The 18,411-nt window shown below is 66.6% G+C and carries 18 protein-coding genes; 10 read left to right on the forward strand and 8 right to left on the reverse strand.

The genetic code is table 11. The annotated features are described in order from the left end of the window. Positions 1-310: 310 nt before the first annotated feature. The 6 genes from ACAG24_RS03775 to fadA6 all read left to right on the forward strand — a co-directional run bounded on the left by ACAG24_RS03775 (position 311) and on the right by fadA6 (position 7,467). Positions 311-2,344, forward strand: coding sequence for a hypothetical protein (locus ACAG24_RS03775; RefSeq protein WP_370471330.1), 2,034 nt, complete (start codon positions 311-313; stop codon positions 2,342-2,344). 74 nt (positions 2,345-2,418) lie between these two features. Then, positions 2,419-3,108, forward strand: a complete 690-nt coding sequence (locus tag ACAG24_RS03780; protein WP_370471331.1) for a response regulator transcription factor — start codon at positions 2,419-2,421, stop codon at positions 3,106-3,108. 5 nt (positions 3,109-3,113) lie between these two features. Beyond that, positions 3,114-4,136, forward strand: a complete 1,023-nt coding sequence (locus ACAG24_RS03785; protein WP_370471779.1) for a HAMP domain-containing sensor histidine kinase — start codon at positions 3,114-3,116, stop codon at positions 4,134-4,136. Further along, complete coding sequence (locus ACAG24_RS03790) at positions 4,133-5,677, forward strand: DUF4153 domain-containing protein (protein WP_370471332.1); 1,545 nt, start codon at positions 4,133-4,135, stop codon at positions 5,675-5,677. The genes ACAG24_RS03785 and ACAG24_RS03790 overlap by 4 nt, the downstream gene beginning before the upstream one ends. 46 nt (positions 5,678-5,723) lie before the next feature. Further along, positions 5,724-6,326 carry a TetR family transcriptional regulator KstR2 gene (gene kstR2 / locus ACAG24_RS03795; protein WP_370471333.1) on the forward strand — a complete coding sequence of 201 codons (603 nt, stop codon included), beginning with the start codon at positions 5,724-5,726 and terminating at the stop codon, positions 6,324-6,326. Further along, complete coding sequence (gene fadA6, locus ACAG24_RS03800) at positions 6,319-7,467, forward strand: steroid 3-ketoacyl-CoA thiolase FadA6 (RefSeq protein ID WP_370471334.1); 1,149 nt, start codon at positions 6,319-6,321, stop codon at positions 7,465-7,467. The genes kstR2 and fadA6 overlap by 8 nt, the downstream gene beginning before the upstream one ends. A gap of 13 nt (positions 7,468-7,480) precedes the next feature. Here fadA6 and ACAG24_RS03805 read toward each other — a convergent pair whose 3' ends face one another. From ACAG24_RS03805 to echA20, 7 genes are all read right to left on the reverse strand, one after another. Beyond that, the gene (locus ACAG24_RS03805; RefSeq protein ID WP_370471335.1) at positions 7,481-8,596 is read right to left on the reverse strand and encodes an NDMA-dependent alcohol dehydrogenase; all 1,116 of its coding nucleotides are present in this window, start codon (positions 8,594-8,596) and stop codon (positions 7,481-7,483) included. A 106-nt stretch (positions 8,597-8,702) separates the two neighbouring features. Then, positions 8,703-9,446: a hypothetical protein gene (locus tag ACAG24_RS03810; RefSeq protein WP_370471336.1), complete on the reverse strand. Its 744-nt coding sequence runs from the start codon at positions 9,444-9,446 to the stop codon at positions 8,703-8,705. Then, positions 9,443-10,093 carry a SatD family protein gene (locus tag ACAG24_RS03815; RefSeq protein WP_370471337.1) on the reverse strand — a complete coding sequence of 217 codons (651 nt, stop codon included), beginning with the start codon at positions 10,091-10,093 and terminating at the stop codon, positions 9,443-9,445. The genes ACAG24_RS03810 and ACAG24_RS03815 overlap by 4 nt, the downstream gene beginning before the upstream one ends. 43 nt (positions 10,094-10,136) lie before the next feature. Beyond that, positions 10,137-11,210, reverse strand: coding sequence for a nitronate monooxygenase (locus ACAG24_RS03820; RefSeq protein WP_370471338.1), 1,074 nt, complete (start codon positions 11,208-11,210; stop codon positions 10,137-10,139). Next, positions 11,207-11,956, reverse strand: a complete 750-nt coding sequence (gene ipdB / locus ACAG24_RS03825; RefSeq protein WP_370471339.1) for a cholesterol ring-cleaving hydrolase subunit IpdB — start codon at positions 11,954-11,956, stop codon at positions 11,207-11,209. Before ipdB ends, ACAG24_RS03820 begins: the two co-directional genes overlap by 4 nt. After that, a complete protein-coding gene (gene ipdA, locus ACAG24_RS03830) occupies positions 11,953-12,828 on the reverse strand; it encodes a cholesterol ring-cleaving hydrolase subunit IpdA (protein WP_370471340.1) in 876 nt (291 codons plus the stop codon). The genes ipdB and ipdA overlap by 4 nt, the downstream gene beginning before the upstream one ends. A 1-nt stretch (position 12,829) precedes the next feature. Beyond that, a complete protein-coding gene (gene echA20, locus ACAG24_RS03835) occupies positions 12,830-13,585 on the reverse strand; it encodes a (7aS)-7a-methyl-1,5-dioxo-2,3,5,6,7,7a-hexahydro-1H-indene-carboxyl-CoA hydrolase (protein WP_370471341.1) in 756 nt (251 codons plus the stop codon). A gap of 52 nt (positions 13,586-13,637) precedes the next feature. Here echA20 and ACAG24_RS03840 point away from each other — a divergent pair, with 52 nt between their 5' ends. Together ACAG24_RS03840 and ACAG24_RS03845 are read left to right on the forward strand one after the other, a co-directional pair. After that, positions 13,638-14,426, forward strand: coding sequence for an SDR family oxidoreductase (locus tag ACAG24_RS03840; RefSeq protein WP_370471342.1), 789 nt, complete (start codon positions 13,638-13,640; stop codon positions 14,424-14,426). A 31-nt stretch (positions 14,427-14,457) separates the two neighbouring features. Beyond that, positions 14,458-15,363, forward strand: a complete 906-nt coding sequence (locus ACAG24_RS03845) for an SDR family oxidoreductase (protein WP_370471343.1) — start codon at positions 14,458-14,460, stop codon at positions 15,361-15,363. A 23-nt stretch (positions 15,364-15,386) separates the two neighbouring features. Here the strand turns inward: ACAG24_RS03845 and ACAG24_RS03850 are convergent, their stop codons facing one another. Then, positions 15,387-16,082: a GAF domain-containing protein gene (locus tag ACAG24_RS03850; RefSeq protein ID WP_370471344.1), complete on the reverse strand. Its 696-nt coding sequence runs from the start codon at positions 16,080-16,082 to the stop codon at positions 15,387-15,389. Positions 16,083-16,298: 216 nt separating this feature from the next. Here ACAG24_RS03850 and ACAG24_RS03855 point away from each other — a divergent pair, with 216 nt between their 5' ends. Both ACAG24_RS03855 and ACAG24_RS03860 read left to right on the forward strand, forming a co-directional pair. Then, entirely contained in the window at positions 16,299-17,432 is a 1,134-nt protein-coding gene (locus ACAG24_RS03855) for a glycosyltransferase family 4 protein (RefSeq protein ID WP_370471345.1), read from the forward strand. 23 nt (positions 17,433-17,455) lie between these two features. Continuing rightward, positions 17,456-18,409, forward strand: a complete 954-nt coding sequence (locus ACAG24_RS03860) for an NAD-dependent epimerase/dehydratase family protein (protein WP_370471346.1) — start codon at positions 17,456-17,458, stop codon at positions 18,407-18,409. Positions 18,410-18,411: the final 2 nt, after the last annotated feature.

Below are 18,411 nucleotides of genomic sequence, written 5' to 3' on the forward strand. Positions count from 1 at the left end.
CATCGCTGATGACGGGGAGAACTGGGCAGAACTGCGGCGCGAATTCCGGGGACGCGGTACGCGCACCTGCAAACTCCGGCCGTTGTTCGCCTGGCCGCTTTCCGACACGGGCTGCCAGCTACCGATTAGGCCGTCGGCCCGCGTCGCGCGCCGGTATAGTCCGACCCCTGTTGGGAATGTGAAGGCCGAACACGCGAAAGTGGAACAGGGTGCACCCGGTCAGGTCAGAATGGTCATCGGTCCTGCTGCGATTCCGGGCCGCGGAGCACTCGCGACAATCGCGCGTCAATTCTTGTGTGGGGGAACGACTATGAGCCGCACCAGCGTCGTGCGGGTGCTTGTCTCGGTCGTGTTGCTGTTCGTGCCCGCGGTGCTCGCCGCGCCTGCGCACGCGCAACCAGCCGACGACGCTCCCGCACCGGAGTTGGCGAACGTGACGCTGGGGTGGGCCGACCTCGGTATGGAGCGTGAACTGTTCCTCAGCCCCAACGACAGTCAGACGTTCTCGGTTCCGGTGCCTGCAGGGCTCAACGCAACGAGGCTGCGGGGCACCGTCAACACACCGTTGAACATCGACGCCGGGTACGTCGAGATCGACGATGCCGACGGCAGGCTGCTGGCCACCGTGGATTTGCTCCCGGCCGGACCGGCGCGGGCCGCGACACCGTTCGACGTCGACATCGCCCCGGCGCGGGTCCGAGACTCCTCGGTCGAGTTGGCGTTCACCGTGCGTGCGCTCGGCGGCCCCGGCCAGAACTCCAGCGTCTACGAGGGGCAGTTCTGCGGGCCTCTGCAACAGGTGACCGTGACGAATCTGGCGACGGTGTTCACCGGCGTCGAGCCTCCGGTGACCACCATCGCCGGCTTCTTCCCCCCGGTGCTCGAGCGGGTGACGATCTATGCACCCGATGACCCCGACGTCGCCGAACAGCAGTCCGTGTTGCTGATGGTCGCGACGTTGGCGCGGATCTACAACCCGCTGCCGCTCGACATCTCGGTGGTCAATCAGCCACGGGGCGTGTCGCCGCCGCCCGCCGGCCCGCTGGCCCGCGCGGTCGTCATCGAAAGGGGCGGTGAGGCCGGCCTGCGTGTGGAGAACACCGGTGCTCAGGACGCATTTCTTCGCGTGTCGGGCGACGGGGACACGCTGTCCACCCAGGTCTCCCTGCTCGTCGACGAACTGCAATCCCTGGTGCAGGTGCCCACGGCCCGCGTCGACGAAGCGGGCTCCGGTGAGGTACCGAGCAGTGAGAGCTTCACCTTCGATCAGCTGAACCTCGGTGGCAGGACAGAGGTGCTCCGGTCGAGCAATCTACGGGTCGGTGTCGGCCGTTCGCAGCTGGGGAACGGCCGTGTCGGCAGCGTTGAGGTCAACCTGCTCGCCGACTACACCCCGGTGCCCGACCAGGACTCGGCGGCGGTAGTGGTCCGCGCAGCCGATGGCAATGTGGTCTATCGATCGCTGCTCGACAAGACCGGCCGCCTGGACGCCCGCTTCGAGATCCCGGGTCAGACGATGGGTCAGTTCCTCAATCTGGACCTCACGCTGACCTACACCCCGCAGCAGCCCTGCGGACCGCTGATCGCGCCGATGACGTTCCAGATCGATCCGAAGTCGTCATTGACGATCCAGCGTGGGGGCCCGCCGCTCGGCGGTTTCAACGCGATGCCCTCGGAGTTCTCACCCAGCTTCCTGGTCGCCCTCGACGGGAGCAGCCCCGATCAGCTCGTGTACGCCGCGCGGGTCGTCGCGGCGATCGCCGGTCTCACCAACAGGCAGTTGACGCCGAAGGTCGTCGACCTCAAAACTGCCGGGGACGCGAACACCGGCGCGTTGATCATCGCGAAATCTGCCGCGCTAAATGATATTTCACTGCTCCCCCCGGTCAGCGGCGACGGCGCGGACGTGAGCGTCGAGGATCTGCCGGAAGGCCTTCGAGCCACCATCGGCGAAGGACTCGGCTCGATCCAGGTGTTCGCCGATCGACCCCGCGACCGCACCGTCGTCCTCGTGACCACGACGGACTCGTGGAGCCTGGTCGATCCACTCTTCACCTACATCGACGGCTTGGAGGGCAAGTGGTCGGCGCTCAGCGGGGATGTGCTCGCTGCGGGCAGCGCCGGTGTCGCAACCAACCTCTCGATCTTCGCGCAGCCCACCAACGAGAATGTCGCGGAGGCGCCTGCGGCCGAAACGTCGCCGCCGTGGACTGCCATCGGTATCGCGGTCGCAGTGGCCGCGGCCGTCGCGATCCTCGCAGGGATCCTGTGGTCTAGCCTGAGGCGCAAGCGCAGACAGTCCGCCTCCGCTGAGGAGGACGCCCAGGCGGCACCGGCCCCCTAGGGTCGCCCAGATCTCCACAATTTCTTCACCATCGCTGCCGGAAAGGCCCATATCCGGCCCCTAAAGTCTGACGTGTGAAGCGAATCCTGGTGGTCGAGGACGAGCCGACCATCCTGGCCGCGGTCGTCACGCGGTTGCGCGCGGAGGACTTTCAGGTGGACACCGCGGTGGACGGGCCGTCGGCGGTCGACGCGGCCACGACCACCCCGCCGGATCTCGTGGTCCTCGATGTCATGCTGCCCGGGTTCGACGGTCTCGAGGTGTGCCGTCGTATCCAGGCGGTGCACCCGATCCCGGTGTTGATGCTGACCGCGCGCAGCGACGAGACCGACATGCTCATCGGGCTCGGGGTCGGCGCTGACGACTACTTGACGAAGCCCTTCAGCATGCGAGAACTGGTCGCCCGCGTACGGGTGCTCCTACGACGTGTAGACCGCGCCGCGACCGCTCAAGCTCTCATGGTCGGCGACAACCGGGTCGATCTGCAGGCGCGGAGGGTTCATCGCGGTGACGACGAAATACACCTGACACGAACAGAATTCGATCTGCTGGTTTTCTTGGCGGGCCGGCCGCGCACCGCGGTCTCCCGTGACGCGCTCCTCGAACACGTGTGGGGCTGGGGCTCGGGTGTGGAGAGCCGTACCGTCGACACCCACGTGAAGGCGTTGCGCCGCAAGCTGGGTCCCGAACTCATCCGCACGGTGCACGGCGTCGGGTACTCGCTGGAGCTGCCCCGCCCGGCGGACGGCTCGCCGTCATGGTGAACCGGCTGGCGCGGCTGTGGGACAGGCTGCCCCGTCCTCTCGACCCGTTCGGCTCGTTCAAGATGAAGATGGGCCTGCTCGTCGGCAGCGCCATCGTGCTCGCGTCGTTCACCTTCTGGATCGGGGCGAGCTGGCAGTTCCGGTACGCGCTGCTTGCCGCACTGGCCACGTCGCTGACGTTCACCTACTTTCTCGCGCATGGGATGACGTCGCCGCTGCGCCAGATGACGGCGGGTGCGAGGGTCATGGCACGGGGCGATTACAGCGTGCGTGTCCGGGCCACCTCCCGCGACGAGGTGGGGCAGCTCGCGACGGCCTACAACCAGATGGCGGCCGATCTCGGGGCCGCCGATGAGTACCGGCGCGGTCTGATCGCCAACGTGTCCCATGAATTGCGCACGCCGATAACCGCTTTGCATGCGCTGCTGGAAAACGTTGTCGACGGGATCGCGGAACCGGACGAGAAGACGATGCGGATGGCCCTGGCGCAGACCGAAAGGCTCAGCGAGCTGGTGACGAACCTGCTCGACCTGTCCAGGCTCGAAGGCGGCGCGATATCGCTGCAGCACAGCTCTTTCCGTGTCAGCGACTTCCTCGACGAGGCCATCTGGCACGTCAGCGTTCCCGGCGAGGGAGTGCAGGTCGCGGTTCGCGTCGAGCCGCCGGATCTGGTCGCCGTCGGAGATCAGGCCCGCCTGCGGCAAGTGGTGGTCAACCTCGTCGACAATGCGATCCGGCACAGCCCGACGGGGGCCCGCGTCACGGTGTTCGCCAGGCAGGCAACGTCATCCGGGCTGCGGCTTGAGGTATGCGACGAAGGGCCGGGGATTCCACCTGCCGAACGCGAGCGCGTGTTCCAGCGCTTCACCCGGGGCGCCACCTCGGCCGGCGGGACAGGACTCGGACTGGCCATCGCCCGCTGGGCGGTCGAACTACACGGCGGCACCATCGAGGTGATGGAAGCGGGATTCGGTTGCCGCATCGGGGTCACGATCCCCGCGCCGGTGACAGGGGAGGAGAGCCGGTGAACCAGCCGACGCCCACGACATATCCGATTCCGCAGAGCCATGTGCCGCCGTCGGCGTTCGGCCCGATGCTGCCGCGCTACGGCGAGCCCTGGTGGTCGGTGTGGCCGCACCGGCTCTGGCCCAATCCGCCCCGGGCCGCAGCGCCGCGTGCGCTCGTGCTGCTGGCGCTCGTCGCCGGAGTGATCGGTACGGCGGTCTGGCGCGTCGGGACTCTCAGCATCGGGTATCTGGTGGTGGGCGTGATGGTCTTCGGCGTCGTGTACGGGACGGCCGAACGTCGTCCCAGTCGCCGGGAGTGGCTCGGCATCGGCTTGACCTTGCTGCTGCTCGCGGTGCCCGGCCTGCTGGCCGCGGAATGGCTGGGCGTGCTGTGCATCATGACGGCGTGGCTGGTCGGCTGGAGCACGCTGGCCGGCGGCCGGACATGGACGGCGGTCCTGAGCGGACCGTTCGTCCCGTGGGTGTTGCCGGCCCGGGTAGCCGGGTGGGTCCGCCGCGCCCTTCCAGAGGGCGGAATCCGTTGGGCCGGAGGGACGAGCGCCACGCGGATCGCGATCGTCGCGGCCGTCACCGTAGGCCTGACGCTGGTGTTCGGCGGATTGTTCGTCTCGGCGGACCCGGCTTTCGCACAGTTGGTGGAGCACCTCATCCCCACCTGGCGGGGTGACGAGTTCGTCGCCCGCACAGTCGTCTTCGTGGTCGTGGTGTGTTTCGTGCTGTTCGCCGCATACCTGACGCGGGTTCCGCCGAGGCTCGACGCGATGGCGCCGCCGAGGATGCGGCCGGTGCCGAACTGGGAATGGGCCGTGCCGTTGGCCGTCCTCGACCTGCTGTTCATCGGTTTCGTCGCGGTCCAGGCGACCGTCCTGTTCGGCGGCCACACCCACGTCCTCGCAACAGAAGGACTGACTTACGCCGAGTACGCGCGGCAGGGTTTCTGGCAGCTGCTGTGGGTGTCTGCGCTGACCCTGCTGGTGCTCAGCGCCGTCCTCCGCGTCGCGGGGCGGGACACACCGCGGGATCGCAGGCTGTTGCGGACCCTCGTCGGGACGCTCTGCGTGACGTCGGTCGTGGTGGTGGTCTCGGCGATCCACCGGATGTGGGTGTACCAGCAGGCCTACGGGTTCAGCACCGAGCGGCTCATGGTGATCACGATCGAGTTGTGGCTCGGTGCGGTCTTCGTGTTCATCGCTGCCGCCGGGATCCGGATGACGGGACGCTGGTTGCCGCGGACGGTTCTGCTGGCAGGCGCGGTGGCGCTCCTCGGGCTGGCCGCGACGAACCCCGAGCGGCTCATCGCCGACCGCAACATCGACCGGTACGAGCAGACCGGGCTGCTGGACACCGCCTACCTGCTGCGGCTTTCCCCTGATGTCGAGCCCGCGCTCGCGCGCCTGCCTGAGGCAGTGCGGGCGTGCGCGCAGTACCGGGCCGCCGAACGGGGTCCGTGGTACGAATTCAACCTGTCCCGGTGGCGCGCGCCGCTGCTGTCTGAGGAGGTCGACCTCGACTGCACGGGGTACTGGTCGGAGGACCGGTAGCGTCACCCGGCTTACCTAGCAAGCGCTTGGTTGCTATCCTGATCGGGTGGATAAGGCGCTTCCCAGTCGCCGCGACGAGCTGCTACAGCTCGCTGCGACGATGTTCGCCGAGCGCGGCCTGCGCGCCACCACGGTGCGCGATATCGCCGACTCGGCGGGGATCCTCTCCGGAAGCCTCTACCACCATTTCAAATCCAAAGAGCAGATGGTCGAAGAAGTCCTGAAGGACTTCCTGGACTGGGTGTTCACCCGCTACCGCGAGACCGTCGAAAGCACTGCGGACCCGCTCGAACGGGTCAAGGGATTGTTCATGGTCTCCTTCGAGGCCATCGAGCACCGGCATGCGCAGGTCGTGATCTATCAGGACGAGGCCAAGAGGCTCAAACCGCTGACGCAGTTCGGGTTCCTCGAAGACCGCAACCGCGAGCAGCGCAAGATGTGGATCGAGGTTCTCAAGCAGGGCGTCGCCGAAGGGAAGTTCCGCCCCGACCTCGACGTCGACCTCGTCTACCGGTTCATCCGCGACACCACCTGGGTGTCGGTGCGCTGGTACCAGCCGGGCGGCCCATTGACGGCCGAACAGGTCGGAAGTCAATACCTTGCCATCGTGCTCGGTGGCATAACCAACGAAGGAGTCCCCAATGCCTGAGGCGTATGTCATCGACGCTGTACGCACCGCGATCGGCAAGCGCAACGGCTCGCTGGCCGGAGTGCATCCCGTCGATCTCGGTGCCGCCGGATGGCGGGGGTTGTTCGCGCGCAACGACGTCGACCCCGGCGCCGTCGACGACGTGATCGCCGGCTGTGTCGACGCGATCGGCCCGCAGGCCGGCAACATCGCGCGGCTGTCGTGGCTCGCCGCCGGCTACCCCGAAGAGGTTCCCGGTGTCACCGTCGACCGCCAGTGCGGCTCCAGCCAGCAGGCCATCTCGTTCGGCGCGCAGGCCATCCTGTCGGGCACCGCCGACCTGATCGTCGCGGGCGGTATGCAGAACATGAGCCAGATCCCGATCAGCTCGGCGATGACCGTCGCAGAGCAGTTCGGATTCACCTCGCCCACCAACGAATCCAAGAGCTGGCTGCACCGGTACGGCGACCAGGAGATCTCCCAGTTCCGCGGTGCCGAGATGATCGCCGAGAAATGGGACATCTCCCGTGAAGACATGGAGCAGTTCGCGCTGACCAGCCACCAGCGGGCCCAGGCGGCGATCCGCGCCGGACACTTCGAGAACGAGATCATTGATGTCGACGGTTTCGCCATCGACGAAGGGCCCCGCGAGACGTCGCTGGAGAAGATGGCCGGTCTCAAGACACTGGTCGATGGCGGCCGGCTGACCGCGGCGATGGCCAGCCAGATCTCCGACGGGGCGAGCGCGGTGCTGCTGGCTTCCGAAAGTGCCGTCAAGACACACAATCTGAAGCCGCGCGCCCGCATCCACCACATCAGCGCCCGCGGCGCCGATCCCGTCTTCATGCTGACCGGACCGATCCCCGCCACCCGCTACGCCCTCGACAAGACCGGCCTGTCGATCGACGACATCGACACCGTCGAGATCAACGAAGCCTTCGCGCCCGTCGTCCAGGCCTGGCTCAAGGAGACCAAGGCCGACCCCGAGAAGGTCAACCCCAACGGTGGGGCCATCGCGCTCGGACATCCTCTCGGCGCAACGGGCGCAAAGCTTTTTGCGACCATGCTCAACACACTGGAGCGCACCGGCGGCCGCTACGGGCTTCAGACGATGTGCGAAGGCGGCGGCACCGCGAACGTCACGATCATCGAAAGGCTCTAACCCTCGCCGGATCTCAGTGGTCGTGCAGGATGACGCCGCGGACGTTGCGGCCCTCGCGCATGTCCTCGTAGCCCTCGTTGACCTCGGCCAGCTTGTACTCGTGGGTGACCGTCTCGTCGAGCAGTAGCTTGCCCTCGCGGTACAGCGACAGCAGCCGCGGAATGTCGGCACGTGGATTGGCCTCGCCGTAGAGGCTGCCGAGAAGTCGCTTCTGGAACAGGGTGAACATCATCATCCCCAGCGTGGGGGAGTTGTCGGCCATCGTCGACAGGGCGGTCATCACAACCGCGCCGCCCTTGCGGATGATGTTGGCCGCGTCCTCCAGCATCGAGCCCTCCAACAGGCCCACGGTGAGGATCGCCGAGTCCGCCATCACGCCCCGGGTCAGTTCGGCCACCAGCGCCGTCGCCTCGGGAAGCGACGTGACGAAGTGGGTCGCACCCAGCTGAATTGCCTTCTCTCGCTTACTTTCAACGGGCTCGACGACGACGATCTTCTCGGCTCCCGCCAGCCGCGCGCCCTGCACCGCGCCGCTGCCGATGCCGCCGAAGCCGATCACGACGACCGTGTCACCGGGCTGCACATCGGCGGTGTTGACCGCCGACCCCCACCCGGTGGTGACACCGCAGCCGAGCAGGCAGGCGCGCGACAGCGGAATGTCGTCGTCGATCTTCACGATCGACGCCTCGGGCACGGTCCCGTATTGCGAGAACGTGCCGACGAGCGCCATCACGCCGATGTCCTGGCCGTTGGCATGGTGGCGCCGGTAGGTGCCGTCGAGCTGCGTGCCCGCCATGATCATCGCGCCGAGATCGCAGAGGTTCTGGTGGCCGGTCGAGCAGAATCGGCAGCGGCCGCAGGCCGGAAGGAACGACGCGACGACGTGGTCGCCGGGGGCGAGCCCGACGACGCCGGCGCCGACCTCGCGCACGATGCCTGCACCCTCGTGCCCGCCGATCAGCGGCAGCGGAGCCGGAAGATCGCCGGTGCGGATGTGCTCATCGGAGTGGCACAGTCCGGTGGCCTCCCACGAGACCAGCACCTCGCCGTCACCCGGCGGGTCCAGGTCGATTTCGTCGACAGTCCAGTCGGACCCGTACTCCCAGAGAATGGCGGCGTTGGTCTTCACCGGGCCGAGTTTAGGAACCCCGAAGATCCGCCGTGGCCGTATCGGCCGGATCGATCAATGCTCTTCGCGCAAGCGCTCATCGGTCTCATGCTCTTCGCGCAAGCGCTCATCGGCCGGCCGCGAGGACCAAACCTCCCATCGCCACCAGCCAGCTCGCGAAACTGCCTACGAGGAAGTACTCGGTGACCTCGTCGATGCCCGACGCCGAAGGGTCGGCCGCCTCTTTGCGCTGGGCGTTGAGCTCCGGGAAACGAATGATCCCCTTGGCGGCGATGACCGCCGACGCGGCGCCGAGTTGGCCGCCGAGCCCCAGCCCGACGATCAGCAGCCGTTCCATGGGTCCGAGGAGCCGACCACCCTTGAGCCTGTCCGACGGTTGCGGTTCCCCTGCCGGGCGCACGGCGCCCACCGCGCCCAGGATCAGGCGCACCAGCTGATTGGCTGTCACGAGCTGGAGCAGCAGGACGCCGACGATCATCGCTGCGCGGTCCGGGTCGAGGCCGGGGACGAGATCGGTCCACTCCAGCCACGGCCTCACGATGCCGCCGACCGGTGATACCCAGCCGGCCAGGATCAGCGGCAGAGCGAGCCCGACACCGAACACGGTCAGCGCCCTGCCCTCCCGCCTGCCGGTGCGCTCGGCCTTCCCGCTGAGGTGCACCCAGAGCGTCGACACCGCCGCAGACCAGATCAGCAGCACGATGTCGCCGAGGTGCCACAGCCCTGCGAGTGCTCCGCACGTGACCACGGTGGCCGGCCCGGCGATCAGGGGCAGCCAGCGGCGACAAGTCACTTTCGAACAGATGTCGGCGACGCCGAGTGCGATCAGAAGGACGGCGAGAACGCTCACCGCACGTCCCGGAGTTCCTGTGCCGCAACGAGCAGGAGATCCACACCGGCGCGGTTCGCACGTTGGGACACCGCCGAAGCGCTGATTCCCTCCGCCATGGCCAACTCCTTCTTCGACCGCCCTGCCCGTAACCCGGCCAGGATGCGTAGCGACCTCTCGTCCAGTGATCCAAGCAAATGGTCCCGACACATCAGGGCCGCGTTGACGGCGTGCGGGTCGGCGCCTGTGCCCGTCTCGTTACGAAACGCGGTGCGCACCAGGGACGACCCGGAATGCTGCTGGGTCGCTGCCGTCCACTCGATGGCCTCGCGCGCGGCCCACCAGCCCGGTCCGTCCTGAATGCCGGATGTCTCGTCGAGTTTGGCCACACCGCCCCAGCCGATCCCGAACCGGACGTCGATGTCCGGAGCCAAAGTCAGACGGAGGGTCAGCGCGGCATCGATCGCATGCCCGACTGTGTGAAAGGCGCCCTGGAACTCGTCGCCGACCGTCAGTCGGGGGGCGTCGACGGCATCGGGTGCGACGGTGGCCAGGGCTGCGGCCACGCGGCGATGAAGCTCTCTGCGGTCTCGGAACTGGCGCGACCCCACGACGTCGCCGATCATCGTGGCGAGCGGCGATGAAGCTAAATCCTTCATCCCAGACATATGAAGAGAATAGCTTCATTATGCCTTGATGAAGCATCTGACTTCATTCCGTGATGTAGCCGGTTGCCTTTCGCAGGTGCTCGACCGCTTCGGCGACGATCGAGGGCACCAATTCGGCGCACGACGGCAGATCGTCGAGGATGCCGGCAACCTGGCCGGACGCCAGCACGCCGGCATCGGTGTTGCCCTCGACGAGGCCGGCCTTGAGCAGCATGGGCGTGTTCGCCGCCATGACGACCTGCGACCATGTCAGGTCCTTGCCGTGACGCATGGCCAGACCGTCGGTCACCATCGACTTCCACGTCATGCCGGACATCTTCTTGAACTTCTGCGCGTTGAGGACCGCGGCGGAGAGGCCGCGGATCGGCGACCCGCTCTCCAGCTTCTCGACCAGTCCCGTGCGCAGGACGCGGTGCGGCATGCCGTCAACCTTCGTGGAGACAACGGTGCCGTCCAGCGCAGCCTGCAGGTACTTCTGCTTGACCGCGTCGGGGACGGTCGAGTCCCTGGTCAGCAGGAATCGCGTACCCATCGCGACACCTGCCGCGCCGTAGGACAGGGCGGCCGCCAGACCTCTGCCGTCGAAGAACCCGCCCGCGGCGACCACCGGCATGCCGGTGTCGGCGACAGCGTCGAGTACCGACGGCAGCAGCAGCGTGGTGGCGATCGGGCCGGTGTGCCCGCCCCCCTCCCCGCCCTGCACGATGACGGCGTCCGCGCCCCAGCCGGCGACCTTCTTGGCGTGCTTGGCCAGGCCCACCGATGGGATGACCACGACGCCGGCGTCTTTCAGCTTGGCGATGAGGTCGGGCTTGGGAGCTAGGGCGAAGGAGGCGACTTTGACTCCTTCGCGGATCAGGAGGTCGACGCGATCGTTCGCGTCGCCGGCGTCGGCACGGATGTTGATGCCGAACGGTTTGTGGGTGGCGGCTTTCACCTTGGCCACCGCAGTCGTCAGTTCCTCGAGTGTCATCGTGGCCGACGCCAGGATGCCGAGGCCGCCTGCGTTGGAGGTCGCGGCGACGAGGCGTGCCCCCGCGACCCAGCCCATGCCGGTCTGCACCACGGGGTGCTCGATGCCGACCAGGTCGGTCAGCGCGGTCTTGAGCTGAGTCACGACCTGACTTCCCTGTCGCGCAACGACTTCGGATCGATCACTTCGCGCAGCAGCCGCTGCTCCTCGCCCGAGGGCAGACGGGTCGTCTCGGCCTCGCCGAGCCCGTGCACCTCGAACGACGTGTTCTCGGCGACCTGCTCGGCCTCGACGCCGGGGTGCAGAGATACCGCCCGCATCTGGTGGTCGGGTCCGTTGAAGTCGAACACGCCGAGGTTGGTCACCACCCGGTACACGTTGACGAAGCGGTACGCGGGATTGTCCGGATCGACCTTGTCCCAGCCGATTCCGGACACGATGTCGACGGACTCGCCGAACACCCGCTTGCTGTGGTTGCCCACCCAATAGCTCGTCGCGTGGTTGATGGTGTTGCCCGGCGCGCCGCGCACGCCGAACATCTGCCGCGTCGGATGCTGCAACGGTCCGAAGGCCGAAAGGTTCTGGTTGCCGTAGCGGTCGATCTGGTTGGCGCCCATCACGACATGGCGCTTGCCCCATGCCAGGGTCTCGAACACGCGGCCGAAGGGCATCCAGCCCTCGATCGCGGCGGAGGCTCCGATGGCTGGTGTGTCGGCGATCAGGCGGGCCTCGCCGTCGGACAGCACGATGTCGGGGGAGAAGGTCAGCCGCGCGAGCCTCGCGCCGATCGACACGATCGTCGTCATCGGGCTGACCATGATCTCGCCGGCGTCACGGAACAATTCGGCGCACGCCACGGCGCAGATCTCGGCGCGGGTGGTGGAGATCATTTCGTCGCCTCCAGGTCCTCGGTGAATTTCCGAACCGCTGCTTGGTAATCCGCCTCGCTGCCCGACAGGTATGTCGTGACGAACTCGGCCCATGTCTCGTCGGAAGCGGCCGCCTCGGCATAGTGACGCTGAAACTTCTCGTCGCGCCGGTAGTCGGGCTCGGCGGTCGTGAAGTGGGCGCCGTTCGGTGCCTCGACGACGGAGTCGACCATCATCCTGTTGATCAGCAGTGCCTGCGGCGGCACCGATTTCACCAATTCTTCGGTCGAGACAACCTTCTCCACCGACAGCAGGCGCTTCTCGGCGGACATCAGGAACAGATCGTCGAAGTAGGGGTCGATTCCGGTGTAGGCCGCGTTGCCGCGCTCGTCGCCGAGATTCATGTGCACCAGCGCCACGTCGAGGTTCAGCGCCGGCATTGCGACGAGTTCTTCTGAGCCATAGGGAGATCGCACCGTCTTGAGCTCGTCTCCCCAGAATGCCCGGACGTCACTGCCGAGGCCGGCGCGAATCGGCAGAAACGGCAGGCGCTGGGCGGCGGCCTGCAGACCGCAGCGCAGCATGCCCTCGTCCATCTCCCGGGACTCGATGGAGCCCGACGTGCGGGCTTTCGCGAACCACGGATCGTAGAACGGCGGCGAATCCAGCGAGACGAAGCCGTAGTAGACCCGCTTGACCTTGCCTGCCGAGCACAGGAGCCCGAGATCAGGGCCGCCGTAAGTGACGACGGTCAGGTCGGTGACTTCGGTGCGCAGCAGCGCCCGGATGAACGCCATCGGCTTGCGGCGTGACCCCCAGCCGCCGATGCCGATCGTCATGCCGCTTTCGATCGAAGCAACAGCCTCGTCGAGAGTGGTTCTCTTGTCTGACATTCTATTTAGACCCCTTGTCGGTTCCCGCGAACGCGTCACGGTGCTCGTCCGAGACGCCCGCGAGGTTCAGCTCGAACGTGAAGCCCTGTTCCATGCGGTATCTCGCGTTGACCGGCTGGATGTCGATGAAGTTCAAGGCCTCTTTAGCGGCGCGGATCACCCGGGTGTCCTTGGAGGCGATGTCGCGAGCCACGCGCAGCGCCGATTCGTCGAGGTCGGCACGCGGCACCACCTCGTGGACCGAACCGAAATGGTGCAGGGTCTCGGCGCTGACGGTGGCCGCGGTGAAGAAGAGCCGGCGCATCAGGTGCTGCGGCACGAGGCGCGAGAGATGGGTCGCTGCACCGAGGGCCCCGCGCTCGACCTCGGGGAGGCCAAATTTGGCGTCGTCGGACGCAACGATCACGTCGGCGTTGCCGACGAGGCCGATGCCGCCGCCGACGCAGAACCCGTTGACGGCGGCGATCACCGGCACGGCGCACTCGTAGACCGCGCGAAAGGCTTCGAAGCACCCGCGGTTGGCGTCGATGAGGGCGGTGAACCCCTCGGTCTTCTGCATCTCCTTGATGTCGACGCCGGCGTTGAACCCGCGGCCTTCCGCGCGCAGGATCACGACATGCGTGCTCGGATCGCGACCTGCCGCGGTGATGGCGTCGGCGAGTTCGAACCAGCCGCGCGAAGGGATCGCATTGACCGGCGGGTAGTCGACGGTGACCGAGACGATGCCCGGTTCCACGGACTTTGTGGTGATTGGCATGCAAACTCCTGGGTGGCTACCTAAGCAAGCACTTGCTTGGTACGCTAGCACAGTGACTGACGCCGTCGACAGTGCCGCTGAGGGCATCTCCCTGGGACTGACCGGACGCATCGTTCTCGTCACCGGCGGGGTGCGCGGTGTGGGTGCCGGCATCAGTCGGGTCTTCGCAGCGCAGGGTGCCACCGTGGTTACCTGTGCGCGCCGCCCGGTAAAGGGATCGCCGTATGAATTCCGCCCCTGCGACATCCGCGACGACGAAGCGGTCAAGGCGCTGGTCGACGGGATCGTCGGGGACCACGGCCGCCTCGACATCGTCGTGAACAACGCCGGCGGCTCGCCCTATGTGCTCGCCGCCGACGCTTCGGCCAAGTTCAGCACCAAGATCGTCGAGCTCAATCTGCTTGGTGCGCTGTCGCTTTCACAACATGCCAACGCTGTGATGCAGAGCCAGGATTCAGGTGGGTCCATCATCAACATCACCAGTGTGAGCGGAAGGCGACCCACCCCGGGCACCGTCGCCTACGGCGCGGCCAAGGCGGGTATGGAAAGCATGACGTCCACACTGGCCGTCGAATGGGCGCCGAAGGTTCGGGTGAACTCCGTCGTAGTTGGCATGGTCGAGACCGAACAGTCCGAACTCTTCTACGGTGACGCCGAGTCGATCGCCGCGATATCGAAGAACGTGCCATTGGGCAGGTTGGCCAAACCTGAGGACATCGGTTGGGCCACCGCATTTCTCGCCTCCCCCGCGGCGTCCTACATCAGCGGTGCCTCGCTGGAGGTGCATGGCGGTGGCGAACCGCCGCACTACCTGTCGACCACCAACGCCGCCATCAAATAGGAAGACGACACCAAACCAAGGAGACACAGGAATGGGATTGCTCGACGGCCGCGTGGTCATCGTGACAGGTGCCGGTGGCGGAATCGGAAAGGCGCATGCGCTGGCCTTCGCGGCCGAGGGGGCGCGGGTCGTGGTCAACGACATCGGCGTGGGTCTCGACGGTTCGCCCGCGGGTGGCGGCAGCGCCGCCCAAGCCGTCGTCGATGAGATCGTCGCTGCCGGTGGTGAAGCCGTGACCAGCGGCGCCAACGTCGCCGATTGGGCTGAGGCCGAGGGTCTCATCCAGACCGCGGTGGACGCTTTCGGCGGGCTCGATGTTCTGGTCAACAACGCCGGGATCGTGCGCGATCGGATGTTCGCCAACACCAGCGAAGAGGAATTCGACGCCGTCACCGCGGTGCACCTCAAAGGGCACTTCGCCACGATGAAGCACGCCGCCGCGTACTGGCGGGCGAAATCCAAAGCCGGCGAGACTGTCGACGCTCGCATCATCAACACGAGTTCCGGTGCGGGACTGCAGGGAAGCGTCGGCCAGGCCAACTACAGCGCGGCCAAGGCGGGCATCGCCGCACTCACCCTGGTGGCGGCCGCCGAGATGGGACGCTACGGCGTGAGCGTCAACGCGATCGCCCCGTCGGCGCGCACGCGCATGACCGAGACCGTATTCGCCGACATGATGGCCACCCAGGACAAGGATTTCGACGCGATGGCGCCCGAGAACATCTCACCCTTGGTGGTGTGGCTCGGTTCCGTGGAGTCCCGCGATGTCACCGGCAAGATGTTCGAGGTCGAGGGAGGGAAGATCCGGGTGGCCGAGGGTTGGGCGCACGGGCCGGAGATCGACAAGGGCGCCAAATGGGACCCGGCTGAACTCGGCCCCGTCGTCACCGATCTGCTCGCAAAGGCGCGGACGCCGGTGCCGGTCTACGGGGCCTGACTCCGGGATTTCCTGCGGCGGATCTACCTCGCGAACATCCTGTCTGTCGCCAACTGTGCGAGATCCCGCAGCGTCGTCACGTGGCCCGACGTCCACTGGCGAGGATTGGTGTCCCACACACACAGCGTCCCGACTGCGTGATCACCGCTGTCGATCAACGGGATGCCGAGGTAGGACACGACGGTCCCGTCGGTGACTGCGGGGTTGTACTTCAAGACCGGGTCCTCCCGTGCGTCGGGAATGACCAGGGGCTGCCCGGAGGCGACGGCGTACTGGCACACCGACCGGTCAATCCCGGTCTGCCGATCCTCCGGTGCCTCCGCCGACGATCCGTGCATGCTCACAAAGAACTGCCGGTCGATGTCCACCAATGAGATGGCCGCGTTGGGGGCCGCGAGGGCGGTCGCGGCCATATCGGTGATGCGGTCGTAGATCTTCTCGCGGGGTGCGTCGAGCAGGCCCGTGGCGTACAGCGCCTCCAACCGCTCCGGGTCTGCAACCACGGATTGCGGTCCGAGGGACTGCTCGTCGACGTTGATGTGTGCCTCGGAAAGATGTGCGAGCAAATCCGCGCTGTCCTGCTGACTTCGTGTGACGTCGGCTATCAACCGCGAAGCGACAGCTTGGGCGACGTAGGCGTCAATTGATTGGCCGGCGTTCTTCGCCTGCTCTTCCACCACATGGTTGAGCCACGCGTCGAAGCCTGGTAGCGAGATCACGTGTCAACGATAAGCGAGTAAGCGGTTTGTGCACGCCGTTGCGGAAATCGAGCGAAAATTATGCAGCCCACCTAAGCGCACGGGCCTGGAATCTGCCACTAGCAAACGACTTCGCGGACTGCGATCCGCAGGTAGCATCATCACCCGATCGGGGGTACGGCACGGCCAGCTATGTCCGGTGACATCACGACAATTCGGCAACGGGGGACTGAACGGATGCACGTGGAGTCGGGCCAGGGGCGGTCCCTGCGATTCGCGTTCCTCACCGAGCTCTACCACCCGAGTGTCGGTGGCCAGGAGATCTTCTTCCAGGAGCTGGGGGAGGCCATGGTCCGCCGCGGGCATCACGTGGACGTCTTCTGCATCGGACATCAGCCCGGTCTCGCGGGCGACGAGACGAGGAACGGCGTGAGGGTGCGGCGCAACCCCAACGGCGGTCGCTACAAGACTCCTCGGGTAGCGGCCATGCGCCGCAACTGGACTGACATCGTCAGGTTCAGTACCGCGGTCCGTCGGCTCGCAAGCCGCGAGCGATACGACTTCTTCCTGCTGAACGAATGGCCGTTGATGCACATCACGGCGCTGCCCAGGGCGGTCAGGCCCCGCAGTGCCGTGCACTGGTGCGAGATCCGCGAAGACCCGTTCCTGAGACTGCTGCAGGCGCAGCTTCCCAAACGGGTGGGAATGAACTTTGCCGTCAGCGAGGCCGTCGCCGAGGCAATACGCGAACAGTCGCAACAGGATTGCGGGGTTCTTCCGAGCGGCATCGTCGCATCTCGGTACCGAGCGGCGCCGCGAGCCGAGCGATCCGGGGCCCTCTACGTCGGACGGTTGGCCCCACACAAGAACCTCCCGCTTCTGATCGACGCGTTCGCGCTCGCGGCCACACGCGGATTCGGGGGCGACCTGGTGATCGCCGGCGACGGACCGTCGCGGGGTGATATCGAAGACCATGCGCGCCGATCCCCGGTCGCATCGCGGATTCACGTCCTCGGATCGGTCGACGAAGAGCAGAAGATCGATCTGTTGTCCCGATCTGTAGTACTCGGAATGCCAAGTCGCCGTGAGGGATTTCCCCGGGTGATTGCCGAGGCGATGGCCAGCGGGCTTCCCGTTGTGACAGCCGATTTCCCGGAGAACGGGGCCAGGGACGTCGTCAAGCAGTACGGCGCCGGGGTGGTCTGCGGCACCGCTGAGGCGGACTTCGCCGACGCGCTGCTCACAGCGGAAGCCGACTGGGACGTGTATTCGCAGGCCGGTTCGAGTGGTGCGGATTCGCTCGACTGGTCACACATTGCGAAGACACTGGAGACACACGCCCTCGCTGCCGCGGGGCGAGGCAAGCCGTAGGGCGCGAGAGGCGGGGGCGACACATGCGGATCATGGTCACAGGCGGTGCGGGTTTCGTCGGCAAGGAACTGGTGGGCTATCTCAAGTCTCGTGCCGACGTGGTGGTTGCCGACCTGCTGCGGTACGGCACGCCCGAATGGCTGCAAGGCGACCCGGACGGATTCACATTCCGGCATGTCGACATTCGTGATGCCGCGGCGACCAAGGCGCTGATCGACGAGGTCGCTCCCGACGTCATCGTCCACCTCGCCGCCATCCACTACATCCCCGAATGCGACAACGACCCGGCGAACGCCGTCGCGACCAACGTGACCGGCACGGTCAACCTGCTCGCCGCGTGCGCACCCGGCACCCGCTTCGTGTTCGCCAGCAGCGGCGCGGTGTACCGGCCCGACGAGGCGGCCCATCGGGAGTTCGACTCCGTCGTCGAACCCGTTGACATCTACGGTTATACGAAGCAGCAGGGCGAGGTGTATCTGCGCGCGCTCGCCGCCAGCCGAGGGCTCTCCGGAGTGATCGTCCGGCTGTTCAACGTCATCGGGCCCGGCGAGACCAACCCCCACCTGCTCCCTGCCATCGTCGTTCAGCTGCGTGAGAACCCGGAAGCCATCTATCTCGGCAACACCTGGCCCAAGCGCGATTACATCGACGTGCTCGACGCCGCCGGCGGTTTCGCGGCTGCCGCGCTCGGCTCCTCGCCGGAGGCCGGGAAGTGTGAGGTTGTCAATCTGGGTAGCGGTCAGCAGTATTCGGTCAACGAGATCGTCGACCGGATGCGCTCGGTGCTGGGTCTGGAGTTCGAGGTGCGCCAGGACGAAAGCCGGATGCGCGCAGTCGACCGGCCCTTTCTGGGTGCGGACATCTCGCGGATCAAGGACGTCTTCGGGTGGAGCCCCGAGCACGCGCTCGACGAGACGCTGAAGCGCATGTGGGACAAACCGGACTTCCTGCCACAGCTCGAAGGGCGTCTGACATAGCC

The sequence above is a fragment of the Mycobacterium bulgaricum genome, from assembly GCF_041287165.2.
In the GTDB taxonomy this organism is placed as follows: Bacteria; Actinomycetota; Actinomycetes; order Mycobacteriales; family Mycobacteriaceae; genus Mycobacterium; species Mycobacterium bulgaricum.

What these genes read in the sequence shown, in the direction of transcription:
- ACAG24_RS03775 (WP_370471330.1), top strand. Translation starts at nt 311, where the DNA reads ATGAGCCGCACCAGCGTCGTGCGGGTGCTTGTCTCGGTCGTGTTGCTG.
- fadA6 (WP_370471334.1), top strand. Translation starts at nt 6,319, where the DNA reads ATGCCTGAGGCGTATGTCATCGACGCTGTACGCACCGCGATCGGCAAG.
- ACAG24_RS03815 (WP_370471337.1), bottom strand. Translation starts at nt 10,093, where the DNA reads ATGTCTGGGATGAAGGATTTAGCTTCATCGCCGCTCGCCACGATGATC.
- ipdB (WP_370471339.1), bottom strand. Translation starts at nt 11,956, where the DNA reads ATGATCTCCACCACCCGCGCCGAGATCTGCGCCGTGGCGTGCGCCGAA.
- ipdA (WP_370471340.1), bottom strand. Translation starts at nt 12,828, where the DNA reads ATGTCAGACAAGAGAACCACTCTCGACGAGGCTGTTGCTTCGATCGAA.
- echA20 (WP_370471341.1), bottom strand. Translation starts at nt 13,585, where the DNA reads ATGCCAATCACCACAAAGTCCGTGGAACCGGGCATCGTCTCGGTCACC.
- ACAG24_RS03845 (WP_370471343.1), top strand. Translation starts at nt 14,458, where the DNA reads ATGGGATTGCTCGACGGCCGCGTGGTCATCGTGACAGGTGCCGGTGGC.
- ACAG24_RS03855 (WP_370471345.1), top strand. Translation starts at nt 16,299, where the DNA reads ATGCACGTGGAGTCGGGCCAGGGGCGGTCCCTGCGATTCGCGTTCCTC.
- ACAG24_RS03860 (WP_370471346.1), top strand. Translation starts at nt 17,456, where the DNA reads ATGCGGATCATGGTCACAGGCGGTGCGGGTTTCGTCGGCAAGGAACTG.